A 17,026-nucleotide genomic window follows, 5' to 3' on the forward strand; every position below is an offset into this window, starting at 1 on the left:
CACTGTCTGTAAGGAATTGCACAATTATGCGCTTCTCAAACAGACGGCTATACTCCCTTACACAGACTCAACGCTGCTTGCACAACCGCTGTAATCTAAGACTTTTTTAACATAGCTCAATCATTACAATGCGTCCAGCAGTCGGGAAAAGAAATCTTTGGCGTTGATTGAGTTAGAACAAATTGTGAAAACTTATGCTTAAATCATTGTAACGTGACCGTATTGTTTCAGCCAAAAACGATGTTAATAATCCGCACCCTTCTGTATTAAAATCCATCAGGTAATTAGCAGTGTTATGCACCAAAATAATGAAATTTTTATGACTCTGCATCAAAACAAGGCAAGCAAAACGTTTCGATAAAATTAAAATTTTCCTGACGACGAATACATACACAATATACGCAACAATTTATCGCTTCGTTTATAAGGGTAAATACTCGCCAACTTTCAGTATCCTGAAAGTATTATTAACTGGTGCTACATTATCCAGCGCATCAGTTAATTCTTTTATGGGGTCATCCAGCGCTTCATCCGCCAGCTCAAACACGCCCCAGTGAACAGGGAACGCCAGCGGGCAACCTAACTGTTGCCACAGCGCAACGGCAGACTGGGGATCCATATGGTGTACGGCCATAAACCATCGCGGAGCATAGGCGCCAACGGGCAATGCTGCAGCATCAATTTTCCCCAAACGTTCCGGTATCAACAGCAGCTCAGGCGAATAGCCGGTATCACCACTAAACCAGAACCGGTGATGCCGCCCTTCAAAGACCCAGCCGCACCACAATGAGCGATTGCGGTTCCAGAGCGTGCGCATACTCCAGTGCTGCGCCGGTACGGCGGATAATGTTATCCCCTGCCAGGTAAAACTCTGCCACCAGTCGAGCTCAACCACCTGTTTTGCGCCCCGGCGGCGAAACCAGCCGCCCAGGCCTAAAGGAACAAACACGCTAACGTCCGGAAAGCGTTTGAGAATGTGGCGAACAGTGAGTTCATCAAGATGATCGTAATGGTTATGCGAAATAACGACCGCGTCAAGCTGGTGCAGTTGATCGACAGAGAGTGCCGGAGGCGTTCTACGCTGCGGCCCTAAGAACGGAAGTGGAGAAGCGCGCCTTGAAAAAACGGGATCGGTAAGAAGGATATTGCCGTCCAGCTGCAGCAGTATGCTCGCATGTCCGAGCCACCACGCCCCATCCTGCTGCGGCTGCTGAAGATCGGCCGGTTGCCACCACCGCCGGATAAAGTCATCGTAGCCGAGCGCGGGCGGCTTCGGTAAGCCAGCTGCTTTGCGTTCTTTGCGCCAGCGGTCAAGGTCGCCAGGCTGGTGTCCTGCAGAAGTGGTATTACGAAAACCGTTTGGGGTGTGATGTTTCAGGGAGGGGTCATACCAGGGATTTTTCCAGACCACTGCCACCTCCCGGAATAATACGATTAACGCTCAGCCACCAGGCGGATAAAATCGTCTTGATCGTTGTTCTCGTCAGCGACCGCTTCTTTTTGTGCTTCTTTCTCTTCCGGCTCGTTAGCCTCGCACAGACGACGCAACAGCGCATTCTGCCGTTTTTGCTGCTCAAGCAGCGCTTCCAGCAGTTCGATCTGCTCATTGGTACGTGAACTGGCACGGTTTACGAAAAACCAAATGACCAGCCCCACCAGCAGAACAACCAAAGAGATCGTCAGGGATGCCATATTTAGCAGCCCTGAATTCAGTAACTCACCCATTTCACCACCTCAATAAAAACGTCTATTTTACCACTGGCGCGAAGGAAGGAAATCACCTGAAGAAAAAATGCGTGCTACCACGGAATAAACTTATTGATTGCGCAAACGCCGCTAAAAAACTGTACATCCTGATCGCACATCACGTTGATAGTCTGCGTCCACAATACCACGCACGCTATCAGCACGATAATCAGAATCACCCAGCGTATTTTTTTCACTCCACACTCCGTTTACAGACCTGATATGACCAGGTTATCACGGTTATCTTAAACAAGGACTAACTGTAGCGCCATCAGGCTCTTTTCAGAATCCTGCACTTGTTTCATTACGTAAACCGGTTAGGCTAGCATCATGATAACAATGATAAAGAGGTAATAATGCGCTTAATTATTCGTACAATTGTTGCACTGGCGATACTCTGGATTGGCCTTCTTTTAACGGGTTATGGCGTGCTGGTGGGGAGCACCGAAAACGCCGCAGGGTTAGGCATTCAATGTAAGTATTTAACAGCACAGGGAGTCAGCACGGCGCAGTATCTCCATTCTGATAGCGGGATCATTGGGTTAACCAACTGCCCGGTACTGCGTAAGACCTCCGTCGTGATTGATAATGGCTGAGCCACAGCGTTAACGACGAATAAAAAACGCCGCAAAGATGCGGCGTTTTTTATGCTAACCGGGGTTAGAACGGATAGTCGTGGTAACCCATCTGTTCAGAAATCTTACGCGCGGCGGTATGCAGAATAGCCACGTACTCGTGCAGGCGCTCTTCCGAGAAGCGAAGCGTTGGGAAAGAGATGCTCAACCCCGCGATCACGACGCCAAAACGGTCAAACACCGGAACGCCAATACAGCGCAGCCCTTCTTCCTGCTCTTCGTTATCTTCGCCGTACCCTTGCTCACGCACCTTGTCGAGCACCGTTAATAACTCATCGGTGTTAGTAATGGTGCGTTCTGTGCTGCGTTTGTACTCCACGCCATCGAGGATCTGTTTAACTTCTTCACGATCGCGCCACGCCAGCAGAACCTTACCGATTGCCGTGCTGTAAAGCGGGTTGCGACGACCAATGCGCGAATACATACGCAGGTTATACATGGAGTCAATTTTATGGATGTAAACAATACTGTCTTCATCCAGCGCGCCCAGGTGGATAGTCTCTTTGGTCAGGCGGGAGATCTCGCGCATCTGAATATCCGCGCTACGGATCAGATCCACATTTTGCAATGCCCGGGCACCCAGTTCAAACAGTTTCAGCGTCAGAGAATATTTTTCAGATTCGCCTTCCTGTGCAACGTAACCCAGTGATTTCATGGTTTGCAAAAAGCGGTAAACGGTGCTTTTCGACATCATCACGCGCTGTGACAACTCTGTGATACCAATTTCACGCTCTTCCCCGAGCGCCTGTAAGATGCCAAACACCTTCAGCACGGAAGAAACTGAATCTGGCTGTTTATCCAAATCCGCAATTGCCATTTACCACCTCATAGAGAGTGTTTTATAAAAATCAGAACCGGTTTTTATTATAAATTCCCGTCATGTTACCTGCAATCAATCCGCGTTTACTTCGTTACAAATCTGCGACATAAAACGGTGTTAACGATGCTAAAATAGTTACCCTGAGAATAATTTCACTCTGAGCTATTTATCCCCGATGGAAAAGAACCTTTCCGATGGCCTGCCTTTGCCCCAGCGGTATGGCGCTATCGCTACGATTATTATTGGTATCTCAATGGCCGTTCTTGACGGCGCGATTGCGAACGTTGCCCTTCCCACCATTGCCACCGATCTGCATGCTTCCCCGGCCAGTTCGATATGGATTGTTAACGCCTATCAGATTGCGATTGTGGTTTCCCTGCTCTCCTTTTCTTTTCTGGGCGATATGTTCGGCTACCGTCGGGTATATCAGTGCGGGCTGGTGGTATTTACCTTTACATCACTGCTGTGCGCCCTTTCGGACTCTCTGCATACGCTGACGCTGGCGCGCATCGCGCAAGGTTTTGGCGGCGCGGCGCTGATGAGCGTCAATACGGCGCTAATCCGCTTAATCTATCCGCACCGCCATCTGGGCCGCGGCATGGGGATAAATTCGTTTATTGTCGCGGTCTCTTCTGCCGCCGGGCCAACGATTGCAGCGGCCATTCTTTCTGTCGCCTCGTGGCAGTGGCTGTTCGCCATAAACGTGCCGCTGGGTATCGTGGCCATCTTCTTTGCCCTGCGATTTCTCCCCGCTAACGGCCCGAAAAGCACCATGCCGCGCTTTGACGTAGCAAGCGCGGTGATGAATGCGCTCACCTTTGGTCTGCTGATTACCGCCCTGAGCGGTTTTGCGCAGGGTCAATCCCTGATGCTAACCGCCGTGGAGCTTGTTGCCCTGCTGGTGACGGGCTTCTTCTTTGTTCGCCGCCAGCTTTCCCTGCCGGTGCCCTTACTGCCGGTCGATCTGCTGCGTATTCCCCTCTTTTCGCTTTCCATCTGCACCTCCGTCTGCTCATTCTGCGCCCAGATGCTGGCTCTGGTTTCTCTGCCCTTCTTCCTGCAAAGCGTGATAGGACGTTCCGAAGTGGAGACCGGGCTGCTGTTAACCCCCTGGCCGCTGGCGACGATGGTGATGGCACCCCTGGCAGGTTATTTAATAGAACGTGTACATGCCGGTTTGTTGGGCGCGGTGGGGCTGGCCGTGATGGCAACAGGTCTTTTCGCGCTGGCGCTGCTTCCATCATCGCCAGGGGATCTGGACATCATCTGGCGCATGATTCTGTGCGGAGCCGGGTTTGGCCTGTTTCAGTCCCCCAACAACCACACCATTATTACCTCTGCGCCGCGCCACCGCAGCGGAGGTGCCAGCGGCATGCTGGGGACCGCGCGTCTGCTGGGGCAAAGCACCGGTGCGGCGCTGGTTGCCCTGATGTTTAACCTTGCCGGGCAAAACGGCAACCACGTTGCGCTTCTCACCGCAGGTGCGCTTGCCACCCTTGCAGCCATCGTCAGCGGGTTGCGCGTGACCCAACCCGGCGTTCAGGCATAAAAAAAGCCGGGCGGAGTCTTCTCCTGCCCGGCTTATTTAAGCACTTAGCGTTACTTCAGGTATTCCCCACTGCGCAGCGCTTCAATACGTTTATCCAGCGGCGGGTGAGACATAAACAGCTCGCTCAGCGACTTTGATTTGCCGTTGATGCAGAATGCCATCATGCTGTTCGCTTCTTGCGGCTCGTAGCTGGTTTTCAGACGCTGCAGAGCAGCTATCATCTTTTCACGCCCTACCAGCTTCGCTGAACCAGCATCCGCATGGAACTCACGGTGACGGGAGAACCACATGGTGATAATGCTGGCCAGAATACCGAACACCAGTTCCAGCACCATCGATACGGCGAAGTAAATCAGCGGATTACCGTTGCTCTCTTCACCTTCATCACGGTTGCCGCCCATGAAGCCAGCCGCAATTTGCGCCAGGATACGGGAGATGAAGATAACGAAGGTGTTCACCACACCCTGAATCAGGGTCATGGTCACCATGTCACCGTTGGCGATATGGCTGATTTCGTGCGCGATAACCGCTTCGGCTTCGTCACGGCTCATGTTCTGCAACAACCCGGTGCTCACGGCAACCAGCGACGCATCACGACGGGCACCCGTAGCAAACGCGTTAATATCCGGGGCATGGTAAATAGCAACCTGCGGCATCGCAATGCCTGCCTGCTTAGACTGCTGTGCCACCGTATTCATCAGCCACTGTTCCATGTCGTTACGCGGCTGTTCAATCACCTCACCGCCTACGGATTTCAGCGCCATCCACTTTGACATCAGCAGGGAAATGAAAGAGCCACCAAAACCAAACAGCAGCGCCATAATCAACAGACCCTGAACGCTGCTCGACTGAATTCCCGTCAGGCTTAGCACTAGCCCGAAAACCACCATCACCGCCAGGTTGGTGAGCAGGAAGAGCGCGATTCGCATCATAATTTTCTTTTAACCTCAGTTTAACAAAGCGCACTATGCGATTACCCACATCGTATGGGTATTACGGCTATTTTCAAGCATCCGGTGGGCGTAAGTCACCAGAAAGACACAACTTTACACAATTGGAAATCAGCCTGACGGAAGGATGCAGAACAAAAAGAAACAGGCACAATTTCTTGTGCCTGTTGGGAGATTATTTTGCCGGAGCGGGCTGTACGGCAGGCTTCTCTTTTTCCAGATTCGCCAGGTCGAGCGCGATATGCACCGTCTCGTCCAGGTACGGATCCGGCTCCTGGTAATCTTTTGGCAGATCGTCCAGTTTCTTGAGCAGAGGCTTACCTTCTCGCTTGAAGCGATCGTTGATACGCGCCAGACGCGTTGCGTCGTCCTCGTTGTTCTCCTTTTCACGCTGAGTGTAGTTCAGAGAAACAATATTCCGCTTATCTTTCAGGGCATTGAAACGCGCAATGTCCTTCATGATGTACTGGAATTCCGGGTCTTTCGCGATGCGTTCATTATGCGCTTTCAGCAGCTCAGGGCCAAACTGCGTCATATCACCCGCCTTCACGAATGTCGCAGCATTGATGCTGTCCCACGGCAACGCGTTATCTTCAAACTTCTCGCCGGTTTCGGTCTCTTCCGTGCCGGTCGGCATCATGATATCCGGCGTTACGCCTTTACGCTGCGTACTGCCGCCGTTAACGCGGTAGAACTTCTGAATGGTGTACTGAACGGAGCCCAGCGCAGGCCATTCCGGACGCAGCATCTGATCGTAAATACGGTTCAGCGAGCGATACTGCTGAACAGTACCTTTGCCGAAGGTGGGCTCACCCACGATTAGCGCGCGGCCATAGTCCTGCATTGCAGCGGCAAAGATTTCAGATGCGGACGCGCTGAAGCGGTCAACCAGGACCACCAGCGGGCCTTTGTAATAGACCACACCGTCGTTATCAGCATCTTCACGAACTTTACCGTTGTTATCACGCACCTGTACAACCGGGCCAGACGGGATAAACAGGCCTGAGAGCGACACCGCTTCGGTCAGCGCACCGCCACCGTTCGTGCGCAGGTCGATGATGACGCTGCTCACGTTCTGCTTCTCAAGTTTCTGCAGCTGAACTTTTACATCGTCGGTCAGCCCCACGTAGAAGCCAGGGATATCCAGGACACCCACCTTCTCTTTACCCACGGTTTTCACCGACATTTTCACCGCGCGGTCTTCCAGACGGATACGCTCGCGGGTCAGGGTCACGATACGGGTTTTGGTGCCTTTACCGGCAGGCAGAATTTCCAGACGAACTTTGCTGCCTTTCGGACCTTTGATCAGCGCAACCACATCGTCCAGACGCCAGCCAATGACATCAACCATGCTCTGACCGGTTTGTCCTACCCCCACAATGCGATCGCCTACGCTTATCGCTTTGCTTTTGGATGCCGGGCCGCCCGCGACCATGGAGTTGATCACCGTGTAGTCATCATCCATTTGCAGTACCGCGCCAATACCTTCCAGAGACAGGCTCATCTCAGTATTGAACTGTTCGGTATTGCGTGGAGAGAGATAGTTGGTGTGCGGATCGATTTCGTGCGCAAAGGCGGTCATCGCCAGCGAGAAAACATCTTCACTGTTGGTCTGCGCCAGACGGCGAATGGCAAATTTGTAACGACGCGTCAGCGTGTCGCGGATCTCTTTTTCATCTTTGCCGGTCAGCTTGAGGCTTAGCTCGTCGTATTTGACCTTTCCATCCCACAGCGCGTTCAGCTCGGCTTCGTCTTTCGGCCAGGGCGCTTTGCTGCGATCGAGGTTAAAGGTGTCGTTGCCGGTGAAGTCCATTGGACGTTCAAGCACTTTCAGCGCGTACTGATAGCGTTCAAAGCGGCGCTTTTGCGACAGGTTGTAGAGATCGTAGAACAGATCCAGCTTGCCTGACCGCAGCTCATCACCCACCTCGGATTTGCGCTTAGCGAACTGCTCGACATCGCTGGCGAGCAAAACGTTATGGCTGTAATCCAGCAAGTTCAGATAGCGGTCAAAGATTTTGGCCGAAAAGGCCTGATCGAGATCGAACTGACGATAGTGCGAGCGGGTAAAGCGAGAGGTTACACGTTCGCTTACCGTCGCGTGCTGCGTCTCTTCCTTGAGTACCGGAATTTGATCAACACGCGTGATATCGTCCACTGCGAAAGCGTGACCTGTTATGGCAAACAGGCCCGCCAGCGCGGTGAGCTTAAAAAAAGTGTTCATGCCAGGCTTGGCCTCCGTTTCAGAACAACAAGTGTTCTGCGCGTACAATCATTGACATACCAGAAGTCAGCTGTACACGAACGCCATCTTTGGTGATTTCCAGTACGGTGGCGTCCATTGCGTTGTTGCCCGCTTTTACTTTCAGAGCCTGACCCACGCTCAGGGCGTTAATGTCAGAAACCGGAGTATGGCGCTGCTCTTCACGAGGCGCACGAGGGGCTTTCGCTGCTGGTTTGTCTGCACGCGGTTTGCGATCGTTATTGTCGTGACGACGCGGCGCAGGACGTGGTTTACGCTCACGACGAGGCGCTTCTTCCTGGCCGTTTGCCGCTGCGGCTTCGCGTTTTTTCGCCTGCTGTTCTGCACGTTGTGCCTGAACGCGTGCTTTGGCTTCTTCCAGCTGCTTGCGCGCGTGTTCTACGTGCTGCTCGTCCAGCTCGCCACAAGGGTTGCCGTCGAGATCCACGCGGGTCGCGCCCGGTTTGATACCGTACAGGTAACGCCAGCTCGAAGTATAAAGACGTAAGGCAGAACGCAGCTGAGTTTTGCTGAGGTTCATTTCCCCTTCAACACGCGCTACCAGATCCTGAAAAATACCGACTTTCAGGGGACGTGCTTCACCTTCCGCGCTGAAGCACTGCGGGAAACGCTCGGCCAGAAATGCGATAACTTCTTTACTGCTATTCAACTTAGGTTGATTTTCCATGAAATTTCCTGATTACAACGGACGTTGCCAACAAGCGCAGGCATGAACAGGCGTCATTATAATGACGCTATCAGTAAATGCTACGTTATCCGTTGATTATCCTGCGACGCTCGCAAAGAATTTTTGATAATCGGTTGCAGCGAGGACGTTTTCCAGATTCGCCACCAGCTCGCGCAGCCCCTGTTCATCCTCGGTTGTAAAGCGACTGAAGACCGTACTGTCGATATCCAGAACGCCAATAATCTGATTTTTTACCACCAGCGGCAGAACGATCTCTGAATTGCTGGCAGCATCACAGGCGATATGCCCGTCAAACGCATGGACATCTTCCACGCGCTGAACCTGATTCTCGGCCACCGCGGTACCGCATACGCCGCGCCCTACCGGAATACGCACGCAGGCCAGTTTGCCCTGAAACGGACCCAGCACCAGCGTTTCACCTTCCAGGAGATAAAAGCCAGCCCAGTTCACATCGGATAGCCGTTCGAACAGCAATGCGCTAGTATTTGCCAGAGTGGCTAAGAAGCTGGTTTCACCTGCCATCAATGCCTTAAAATCGCGGTTCAGATCCGCGTAGAATTCTGTTTTGTTCATTATTCAATCACTTAGTTGTCTTACAAAATTACCGCATAGCCTATTAAAATAAGCAATAAATGCGCTCATGCTCAAGATGAATCCGTTCATGAGTTAATATAACGTTCAACAATACTTATTTGCGCGCAGCTGATGGCCTTAAAAACAACCAAAATTACGCCGACAAAAAAGATAACTGTCCATACGGTAAGCGACGCTTTGCCTCGTGCACATTATCAGCGTTGCCCCCAGTGCGATACGCTTTTTATGTTGCCGAAGATGAAATCGCACCAAAGCGCCTTTTGTCCCCGCTGTGACGCTAAAATTCGTGACGGCCGCGACTGGTCGTTAACCCGCCTTGCCGCTATGGCCGTTACCATGCTGCTGCTGATGCCTTTCGCCTGGACCGAGCCGCTTCTGAAGCTTTACCTGCTTGGTGTGCGCATTGACGCCAACGTGCTGCAGGGTATCTGGCAGATGACGAGCCAGGGCGATCCTCTCACCGCCGCCATGGTACTGTTCTGCGTGGTCGGCGCGCCGCTGGTGCTGGTTGCAGCCATTGCCTACCTGTGGTTTGGTAACATCCTGGGAATGAACCTGCGTCCGGTGTTGCTGATGCTGGAAAAGCTTAAAGAGTGGGTCATGCTGGATATCTATCTGGTGGGCGTGGGCGTGGCATCAATCAAGGTGCAGGACTATGCCTTTCTGCAGCCGGGCGTCGGGCTTTTTGCCTTTATCTGCCTGGTATTGCTCAGCATCCTGACACTGATCCACCTGAACGTTGAGCAGCTTTGGGAGCGTTTTTACCCGCAGCGCCCTGCCACCCGCCCGGATGAAAACCTCCGCGTCTGTCTGGGATGCCATTACACCGGGTTGCCCGACAAGCGTGGACGCTGCCCGCGCTGCCACATACCGTTGAGGTTACGACGCAACAACAGCCTGCAAAAATGCTGGGCGGCGCTGATTGCCTCCCTGGTGTTTCTGTTCCCGGCCAATATGCTGCCGATATCCATTATTTACGTGAACGGTGGCCGTCAGGAGGATACTATCCTCTCCGGTATTATCTCTCTTGCACACAGTAACGTTGGGGTGGCGGCCATCGTCTTTATTGCCAGTATCCTGGTTCCCTTTACCAAAGTGGTGGTGATGTTTACCCTGCTCGTCAGCATTCACTTTAAGTGTGAACAAGGTTTACGTACCCGTATTCTGCTTCTGCGATTCGTCACCTGGATTGGCCGCTGGTCAATGCTGGATCTGTTTGTGATTTCGCTGATGATGTCGCTGATCAATCGCGACCAGCTTCTTGCTTTTACTATGGGACCCGCGGCTTTTTATTTCGGCTCTGCGGTGATATTGACTATTCTTGCTGTGGAATGGCTGGATAGCCGCTTACTTTGGGATGCACATGAGTCAGGAAACCCCCGCTTCGCCGACTGAAGCGAGAATTAAAACTAAACGCCGCATTTCGCCATTCTGGTTGCTGCCCGTCATCGCCCTGATGATTGCAGGCTGGCTTATCTGGACGAGTTATGAAGATCGCGGCAGTACCGTCACCATTGATTTTCAGACCGCCGACGGCATCGTCGCCGGACGAACCCCCGTTCGTTTTCAGGGGGTAGAAGTCGGTACGGTTCAGGACATCTCCCTTGGAAAAGGGCTTAACAAGATTCAGGTGCGGGTCAGTATTAAATCTGACATGCAGGATGCTCTTCGCAGCGAAACGCAGTTCTGGCTGGTGACGCCGAAAGCCTCCCTGGCCGGCGTGTCCGGGCTGGATGCGCTGGTTGGCGGCAACTACATCGGCATGATGCCGGGCAAGGGTGAACCGCAGGATCACTTTGTTGCGCTGGATACGCAGCCGAAATACCGCCTCAATAACGGCGATCTGATGATCCATCTTCAGGCACCGGATTTGGGCTCGCTGAACAGCGGCTCGCTGGTCTACTTCCGCAAGATTCCGGTTGGACGCGTGTACGATTACTCGATTAACCCGAACAAACAGGGCGTCACCATTGATGTGCTGATCGAGCGTCGCTTCACCAATCTGGTGAAAAAAGGCAGCCGCTTCTGGAATGTCTCCGGCGTGGATGCCGACCTCAGCCTGAGCGGTGCAAAAGTGAAGCTTGAGAGTCTGGCCGCCCTGGTTAACGGTGCCATTGCCTTTGACTCCCCGGAAAACTCAAGCCCTGCCACGGCCGATGACACGTTCGGTTTATATCCGGATCTGGCGCACAGCCAGCGTGGCGTGATCGTTAAGCTCGTTCTGCCTGATGCCAAAGGGCTGAAAGCGGGGTCAACGCCGCTGATGTACCAGGGACTGCAGGTCGGCCAGCTCACCAAAATGACGCTCAACCCTGGCGGTTCGGTCACGGGCGAAATGACGGTCGATCCGAGCGTGGTCGATCTCCTGCGCGAGAAAACGCGCATCGAGATGCGCAGCCCTAAACTCTCTCTGAACGATGCCAGCCTCAGCACGCTGCTGACCGGAAATACCTTTGAACTGATCCCCGGTGAAGGTCAGCCCAGCAATAGCTTCGTCATTGCCCCGGCGGATAAAGCGCTGCTGCAAAAACCGGGCGTCGTGACGGTTACGCTCAATGCGCCTGAAAGTTACGGTATTGAGGCCGGTCAGCCGCTGATTCTGCACGGCGTACAGGTGGGTCAGGTGCTGGAGCGAACGCTCTCCGAAAATGGCGTGAGCTTCTCGGTAGCTATCGATCCGCAATACAGCAACCTCGTCCATGGCGACAGTAAGTTCGTGGTGAACAGCCGCGTCGATGTGAAGGTGGGTCTGGACGGCGTGGAGTTCCTCGGCGCCAGCGCCAGCGAATGGGTTAACGGCGGCATTCGCATTTTGCCGGGCAATAAAGGCCCCGTTCGCGACAGCTACCCGCTGTACGCCAACCTGGACAAAGCGATTGAAAACAGCCTGAGCGATATGCCAACCACGACCCTGACCTTAAGCGCCGAGACGCTGCCTGACGTTCAGGCGGGCTCCGTGGTGCTCTACCGCAAATTTGAGGTTGGGGAGGTGATCGCCGTTCGCCCGCGTGCGGACGCGTTTGATATCGAACTGCATATCAAGCCCGAGTACCGCAAGCTGCTGACCCCAAACAGCGTCTTCTGGGCCGAGGGCGGCGCGAAGGTGCAGCTTAACGGCAACGGACTGACTGTGCAGGCCTCTCCGCTCTCGCGCGCGCTGCGCGGGGCGATCAGCTTTGATAACCTCAGCGGCGCGGGCGCGAACCTGCGTAAAGGCGATAAGCGAATTCTCTTCCCATCCGAAACCGCCGCGCGTGCCGTGGGTGGGCAGATTACCCTGCATGCGTTCGATGCCGGCAAGCTGGCGGAAGGCATGCCAATTCGCTACCTGGGCATTGATATCGGGCAGATCCAGAAGCTGACGCTCATCACCTCGCGCAACGAGGTGCAGGCCACCGCCGTGCTTTATCCGGAATATGTGCAGACCTTCGCCCGCTCGGGTTCCCGCTTCTCGGTGGTGACCCCGCAGATTTCGGCCGCGGGCGTTGAGCATCTCGACACCATTCTGCAGCCTTACATCAACGTCGAGCCCGGTCAGGGCAAAGCCCGTCGTGATTTCGAGCTGCAGGAAGCTACCATTACCGACTCGCGCTACCTTGGCGGCCTGAGCATTGTAGTGGAAGTGCCGGAGGCGGGCTCGCTTGGCATCGGTACGCCGGTGCTGTTCCGCGGCATTGAGGTGGGTACGGTTACGGGCCTCACGCTCGGCACGCTCTCCGACCGCGTGATGGTGGCGCTACGCATCAGCGAGCGTTACCAGCATCTGGTGCGTAATAACTCGGTGTTCTGGCTGGCATCCGGCTATTCGCTGGACTTCGGCCTGACGGGTGGCGTGGTGAAAACCGGTACCTTCAACCAGTTCATCCGCGGCGGTATTGCCTTTGCCACCCCGCCGGGAACGCCGCTGGCGCCGAAAGCGCAGCCGGGTAAACACTTCCTGCTGCTGGAAAGCGAACCGAAAGAGTGGCGCGAATGGGGAACGGCCCTGCCGCGTTAATCTGACAGGCTCCGGTGTCAACGCACCGGAGCCTTTATGTTACACTGCGCACCTGAACTTTTCCCTGTGGTGTGCTCGTGGCTCAAAACTCCGTATTTCTTCCCGATCAATTCCTGGCGCAGATGCGTGAGGCGCTTCCCTCTCATCTGTCGCTGGACGATTTTATCGCCGCCTGTCAGCGTCCGTTACGCCGGAGCATCCGCGTTAATACGCTGAAAATCAGCGTCGAGGATTTTCTGACGCTGGTTTCTCCGTACGGCTGGCAACTTACGCCGGTTCCGTGGTGTGAAGAGGGATTCTGGATCGACCGCGATGACGAAGACGCGGTGCCGCTGGGAAGTACCGCAGAACATCTGAGCGGTCTGTTTTATATTCAGGAAGCGAGCTCGATGCTACCGGTTGCCGCCCTGTTCGCCGACGGCAACGCGCCTGAACGCGTGATGGATGTCGCCGCCGCGCCCGGCTCGAAAACCACGCAGATTGCCGCGCGCATGGGCAACCGCGGAGCAATCCTCGCTAACGAATTTTCCGCCAGCCGTGTGAAGGTGTTGCATGCCAATATCAGCCGCTGCGGTATTCATAATGTCGCTCTTACACACTTCGACGGTCGCGTCTTTGGCGCCGCCCTGCCGGAAATGTTTGATGCCATCCTGCTGGACGCCCCCTGCTCCGGTGAAGGGGTTGTGCGTAAAGATCCCGATGCGTTAAAGAACTGGTCCGTGGAGAGCAATCTTGAGATCGCCGCCACGCAGCGCGAGCTGATCGACAGCGCGTTCCACGCCCTGCGCCCCGGCGGCACGCTGGTCTATTCAACGTGTACCTTAAACCGCGATGAAAACGAAGACGTCTGCCTGTGGCTGAAAGCGCAATACCCGGATGCCGTCGAGTTCATGCCGCTCAACGATCTGTTTTCCTCGGCACAGGAGGCGGTCACGCCGGAAGGTTTCCTCCACGTGTTCCCGCAGATTTACGACTGCGAAGGGTTCTTTGTGGCGCGCCTGCGTAAAACGCAGGCGATTACTCCCCTGCCCGCACCCAAATTCAAGGTCGGCAACTTCCCGTTTGCGCCGCTTAAAGGCCGCGACGTCGCGCAGCTTGAAGCCGCAGCCAGCAAGGTCGGGTTGCAGTGGGATGAGAGCATGCATCTCTGGCAGCGCGACAAAGAGGTGTGGCTTTTCCCGGCGAATATCGAGCCACTGATTGGCAAAGTGCGTTTTTCCCGAATCGGGATCCGCCTTGCGGAGGTGCATAATAAGGGCTATCGCTGGCAGCACGAGGCGGTCATCGCGCTTGCCGGTCATGAGAATACGTTCGCCCTGACGCACCAGGAAGCCGAAGAGTGGTACCGTGGCCGCGATGTTTATCCTGACAGCTCGCCTTCCGCAGATGAAGTGGTGGTGACATATCAGGGATTCCCGCTGGGGCTGGCCAAAAAGGTCGGTTCAAGACTCAAAAACAGCTATCCACGCGAACTGGTCCGGGATGGCCGACTGTTTACCGGTAACGATCGCACCGCCTGAAAAAAGCGCATTTTTTTACTGGCGATTTTGCTCTCCTTGTCTACGATCAAAAATGGATGCCCATACTGGTCATACCAGATTTTGACAACCGACCCGGAGAGCACTATGACGAAAACCAGCGTGCGTATTGGCGCTTTTGAGATCGACGACGCAGAGCTGCGCGGCGAAGCACAAGGCGATCGAACGTTAAGTATTCCCTGCAAATCCGACCCGGATTTGTGCATGCAGCTCGATGCATGGGATGCAGACACCAGCGTCCCGGCAATACTTGATGGCGAACATTCTGTCCTTTACCGTGAGCATTACGATAGTAAAACCGATGCCTGGGTCATGCGTCTTGCCTGACCTAAAGAGAACCCGCCCGAAGGCGGGTTATTTATTACTGCAGCTGCGCCAGCGTAAAGTAACCGTCAAATACGGCCCCCGTATCAATGTAGTGCAGATTGTCGAAATCATACCTTCTGTCGACGGGCGTATGTCCGAACCAGAAATGATCCGCCCCGCTAATTCCCTGCCCTTTGCCCACCATAAACCCCATCAGGCGGTCGCGATCCCATAACACGCGCTGGGCGCTTACCGGTTTTTCCCAGCGGTATTCCTCCGCCGGGTAATCAGCATGAGCAATAACGTTCAACCCGTTCGCGCAGGTAATTTCGATAATATGCGGTAACGCACGACATGCGTTAAGTAACGAGCGCGCCCGCTGCTGCTCCTCATGCTCAAGCCGCGAAAACCACATTCCGCCATTCATTGTCCAGAGCGCAAAATCATTATTATCCAGGCTATCTATTGCCATTTGCTCATGATTGCCCCGCACTGCTCGAAACCATTTCTCATTGATGAGCTGCAATGATTTCACACTGTCCGGACCACGATCGATCAGATCGCCAACGGAAATAAGTAAATCCTCATAAGGATTGAAATGACGGCGTTTCAGTTCCTCCATGAGCCTCTGGTAACAGCCGTGTATGTCGCTGACAACCCATACGTGACGCCACTCTCCACCTTCTATTCGCTGATACATAAGGCCTCCCTTTAACAGTATAGCCGCCGTCAAAAGCGCAAGAAGATCAGCGCAGCCCTTACAAAGTAAAACAAACGGTAAACCAAAGAGAAATAAAGATCCGCGCGCTCTTAATCCCTTTTTACTGGCTCCTTAGAATAAGGGGAGATAAAAACGAGAGGTCTTCACGTGTCTAATACACAGCTACATAACGATGTTTTCTATCCGCATCGCACGAATATTATTTCCGAGCTGGTGAACGGTAAACGCGTCCCGGGGCCAATCTGGCGGAAACGCGACTACCGACTGAAGTTCCTTTTACGTTCCCTGCTCTTTTGGTCTTCCACCCACCGTATGCTGGAAGCCCTCTCTGGCCGTGACGATTTCGACAAACTGCTGACATCGCAAATTACGTTGCCCAGCAAGACCCATCGGCAGTACCTGATGCGCGGTCTGACGGCAAACGATCGCGCCGACGCTATCGTTAACCATTACTACTGGATCGATCGCCTGAAGGAGAGCCGTCTTGCCCAGGCTATGACCGGCGCGCAGGAACAGCCTATCGCGCAGTTCCATGTCAAAGACGGCGTGACCTACACGGTTAATGCGTCCTCAGCTGGCAAAGCCGAGCGTGAAGGTGAGAGTACGCTCTGGCTGCGCGACAACGAGGATACGCTTCTTGCCAGCCTGACCTTTAGCGTCGCCCGCAGCAATGGCCAGCCCGTTGTGGTCATTGGCGGACTTCAGGGCCCCCGTCGCTGCGTGTCACGAGATGCCATTAAACTGGCAACTCGCGCCTGCCATGGCCTGTTTCCCAAGCGCGTGCTGATGGAGGTACTTTTCCAGCTGGCAGCGCAGTCATCTGTTCGGGCCATTTTTGCCGTCAGCGATGAGGGACACGTTTTCCGCGCGCTGCGCTATCGCCTCAGCAAAGGCCGTCATTTCCACGCCAGCTATGACGAATTCTGGGATTCTTTGGGTGGGAAAAAACTTTCCGCCTTCTGCTGGCAGCTGCCGCTGCAGATGGAGCGCAAATCCCTCGACGAGATAGCCAGTAAAAAACGCGCTGAATACCGTCGTCGCTTTGAACTGCTTGATGAAATTGAGGCGTCAGTTAAGTCCCATTTCTAATCGCGACAAGCGTTTTCGCTCTCAGCACAGAGAATGCGCTCGGTTTGAAAAAGGAATGATAAAGCAGAGCACTCTTGCATATGCCAGGGGTGCTCAGTTAGCATTGCGCGAAATGAAAATAGCGAATGCG

16 protein-coding genes are annotated in these 17,026 nt (G+C 54.1%); 7 read left to right on the forward strand and 9 right to left on the reverse strand.

Annotated features, from left to right (window positions below):
- Nucleotides 1–421 precede the first annotated feature (421 nt).
- From INF77_RS17525 to mgrB, 3 genes are all read right to left on the reverse strand, one after another.
- Nucleotides 422–1,411 carry an MBL fold metallo-hydrolase gene (locus INF77_RS17525; protein ID WP_082071003.1) on the reverse strand — a complete coding sequence of 330 codons (990 nt, stop codon included), beginning with the start codon at nt 1,409–1,411 and terminating at the stop codon, nt 422–424.
- Nucleotides 1,412–1,434: 23 nt separating this feature from the next.
- The gene (locus INF77_RS17530) at nt 1,435–1,725 is read right to left on the reverse strand and encodes a YebO family protein (RefSeq protein WP_047364849.1); all 291 of its coding nucleotides are present in this window, start codon (nt 1,723–1,725) and stop codon (nt 1,435–1,437) included.
- A gap of 74 nt (nt 1,726–1,799) precedes the next feature.
- Nucleotides 1,800–1,943, reverse strand: a complete 144-nt coding sequence (gene mgrB, locus INF77_RS17535; protein ID WP_006175995.1) for a PhoP/PhoQ regulator MgrB — start codon at nt 1,941–1,943, stop codon at nt 1,800–1,802.
- A gap of 159 nt (nt 1,944–2,102) precedes the next feature.
- Here mgrB and INF77_RS17540 point away from each other — a divergent pair, with 159 nt between their 5' ends.
- Nucleotides 2,103–2,342, forward strand: coding sequence for a YobH family protein (locus tag INF77_RS17540; protein ID WP_041909477.1), 240 nt, complete (start codon nt 2,103–2,105; stop codon nt 2,340–2,342).
- Between the two features lie 64 nt (nt 2,343–2,406).
- On the opposite strand, the gene kdgR is transcribed toward INF77_RS17540, so the two are convergent.
- Entirely contained in the window at nt 2,407–3,198 is a 792-nt protein-coding gene (gene kdgR / locus INF77_RS17545; protein ID WP_014884288.1) for a DNA-binding transcriptional regulator KdgR, read from the reverse strand.
- A gap of 178 nt (nt 3,199–3,376) precedes the next feature.
- Here kdgR and INF77_RS17550 point away from each other — a divergent pair, with 178 nt between their 5' ends.
- Entirely contained in the window at nt 3,377–4,750 is a 1,374-nt protein-coding gene (locus tag INF77_RS17550; RefSeq protein ID WP_041909476.1) for an MFS transporter, read from the forward strand.
- Nucleotides 4,751–4,800: 50 nt separating this feature from the next.
- On the opposite strand, the gene htpX is transcribed toward INF77_RS17550, so the two are convergent.
- The 4 genes from htpX to INF77_RS17570 all read right to left on the reverse strand — a co-directional run bounded on the left by htpX (nt 4,801) and on the right by INF77_RS17570 (nt 9,224).
- A complete protein-coding gene (gene htpX / locus INF77_RS17555) occupies nt 4,801–5,682 on the reverse strand; it encodes a protease HtpX (RefSeq protein ID WP_010432647.1) in 882 nt (293 codons plus the stop codon).
- 193 nt (nt 5,683–5,875) lie between these two features.
- Nucleotides 5,876–7,924 (reverse strand): carboxy terminal-processing peptidase, encoded by a 2,049-nt coding sequence (prc, locus tag INF77_RS17560; RefSeq protein ID WP_063155627.1) that lies wholly within the window; start codon nt 7,922–7,924, stop codon nt 5,876–5,878.
- Between the two features lie 19 nt (nt 7,925–7,943).
- Nucleotides 7,944–8,630, reverse strand: coding sequence for an RNA chaperone ProQ (proQ, locus tag INF77_RS17565; RefSeq protein WP_028013543.1), 687 nt, complete (start codon nt 8,628–8,630; stop codon nt 7,944–7,946).
- Between the two features lie 96 nt (nt 8,631–8,726).
- The gene (locus INF77_RS17570) at nt 8,727–9,224 is read right to left on the reverse strand and encodes a GAF domain-containing protein (RefSeq protein WP_008500476.1); all 498 of its coding nucleotides are present in this window, start codon (nt 9,222–9,224) and stop codon (nt 8,727–8,729) included.
- Between the two features lie 132 nt (nt 9,225–9,356).
- On the opposite strand from INF77_RS17570, the gene yebS reads away from it, so the two are divergent.
- The 4 genes from yebS to INF77_RS17590 all read left to right on the forward strand — a co-directional run bounded on the left by yebS (nt 9,357) and on the right by INF77_RS17590 (nt 15,107).
- Complete coding sequence (gene yebS, locus INF77_RS17575) at nt 9,357–10,640, forward strand: membrane integrity lipid transport subunit YebS (RefSeq protein ID WP_041909475.1); 1,284 nt, start codon at nt 9,357–9,359, stop codon at nt 10,638–10,640.
- Nucleotides 10,609–13,242: a PqiB family protein gene (locus INF77_RS17580; protein ID WP_045630782.1), complete on the forward strand. Its 2,634-nt coding sequence runs from the start codon at nt 10,609–10,611 to the stop codon at nt 13,240–13,242. Before yebS ends, INF77_RS17580 begins: the two co-directional genes overlap by 32 nt.
- A gap of 71 nt (nt 13,243–13,313) precedes the next feature.
- Nucleotides 13,314–14,762 carry a 16S rRNA (cytosine(1407)-C(5))-methyltransferase RsmF gene (rsmF, locus tag INF77_RS17585; protein ID WP_214581401.1) on the forward strand — a complete coding sequence of 483 codons (1,449 nt, stop codon included), beginning with the start codon at nt 13,314–13,316 and terminating at the stop codon, nt 14,760–14,762.
- A 105-nt stretch (nt 14,763–14,867) separates the two neighbouring features.
- Nucleotides 14,868–15,107, forward strand: a complete 240-nt coding sequence (locus INF77_RS17590; RefSeq protein WP_008500472.1) for a YebV family protein — start codon at nt 14,868–14,870, stop codon at nt 15,105–15,107.
- Nucleotides 15,108–15,141: 34 nt separating this feature from the next.
- Here the strand turns inward: INF77_RS17590 and pphA are convergent, their stop codons facing one another.
- Nucleotides 15,142–15,786 (reverse strand): protein-serine/threonine phosphatase, encoded by a 645-nt coding sequence (pphA, locus tag INF77_RS17595; RefSeq protein ID WP_041909471.1) that lies wholly within the window; start codon nt 15,784–15,786, stop codon nt 15,142–15,144.
- A 168-nt stretch (nt 15,787–15,954) separates the two neighbouring features.
- Between pphA and INF77_RS17600 the strand changes: the two genes are divergently transcribed.
- Complete coding sequence (locus tag INF77_RS17600) at nt 15,955–16,896, forward strand: VirK/YbjX family protein (RefSeq protein WP_048958966.1); 942 nt, start codon at nt 15,955–15,957, stop codon at nt 16,894–16,896.
- The last annotated feature ends 130 nt before the right edge of the window (nt 16,897–17,026 follow it).

Origin of the sequence: Enterobacter cloacae complex sp. P1B (assembly GCF_014982345.1) — a bacterium.
GTDB lineage: Bacteria > Pseudomonadota > Gammaproteobacteria > Enterobacterales > Enterobacteriaceae > Enterobacter > Enterobacter bugandensis.

Excerpts from the sequence above, each read along its gene's own strand:
- INF77_RS17530 (WP_047364849.1), bottom strand. The coding sequence starts at position 1,725 with ATGGGTGAGTTACTGAATTCAGGGCTGCTAAATATGGCATCCCTGACG.
- INF77_RS17540 (WP_041909477.1), top strand. The coding sequence starts at position 2,103 with ATGCGCTTAATTATTCGTACAATTGTTGCACTGGCGATACTCTGGATT.
- kdgR (WP_014884288.1), bottom strand. The coding sequence starts at position 3,198 with ATGGCAATTGCGGATTTGGATAAACAGCCAGATTCAGTTTCTTCCGTG.
- INF77_RS17550 (WP_041909476.1), top strand. The coding sequence starts at position 3,377 with ATGGAAAAGAACCTTTCCGATGGCCTGCCTTTGCCCCAGCGGTATGGC.
- htpX (WP_010432647.1), bottom strand. The coding sequence starts at position 5,682 with ATGATGCGAATCGCGCTCTTCCTGCTCACCAACCTGGCGGTGATGGTG.
- prc (WP_063155627.1), bottom strand. The coding sequence starts at position 7,924 with ATGAACACTTTTTTTAAGCTCACCGCGCTGGCGGGCCTGTTTGCCATA.
- proQ (WP_028013543.1), bottom strand. The coding sequence starts at position 8,630 with ATGGAAAATCAACCTAAGTTGAATAGCAGTAAAGAAGTTATCGCATTT.
- INF77_RS17570 (WP_008500476.1), bottom strand. The coding sequence starts at position 9,224 with ATGAACAAAACAGAATTCTACGCGGATCTGAACCGCGATTTTAAGGCA.
- yebS (WP_041909475.1), top strand. The coding sequence starts at position 9,357 with ATGGCCTTAAAAACAACCAAAATTACGCCGACAAAAAAGATAACTGTC.
- INF77_RS17580 (WP_045630782.1), top strand. The coding sequence starts at position 10,609 with ATGAGTCAGGAAACCCCCGCTTCGCCGACTGAAGCGAGAATTAAAACT.
- INF77_RS17590 (WP_008500472.1), top strand. The coding sequence starts at position 14,868 with ATGACGAAAACCAGCGTGCGTATTGGCGCTTTTGAGATCGACGACGCA.
- pphA (WP_041909471.1), bottom strand. The coding sequence starts at position 15,786 with ATGTATCAGCGAATAGAAGGTGGAGAGTGGCGTCACGTATGGGTTGTC.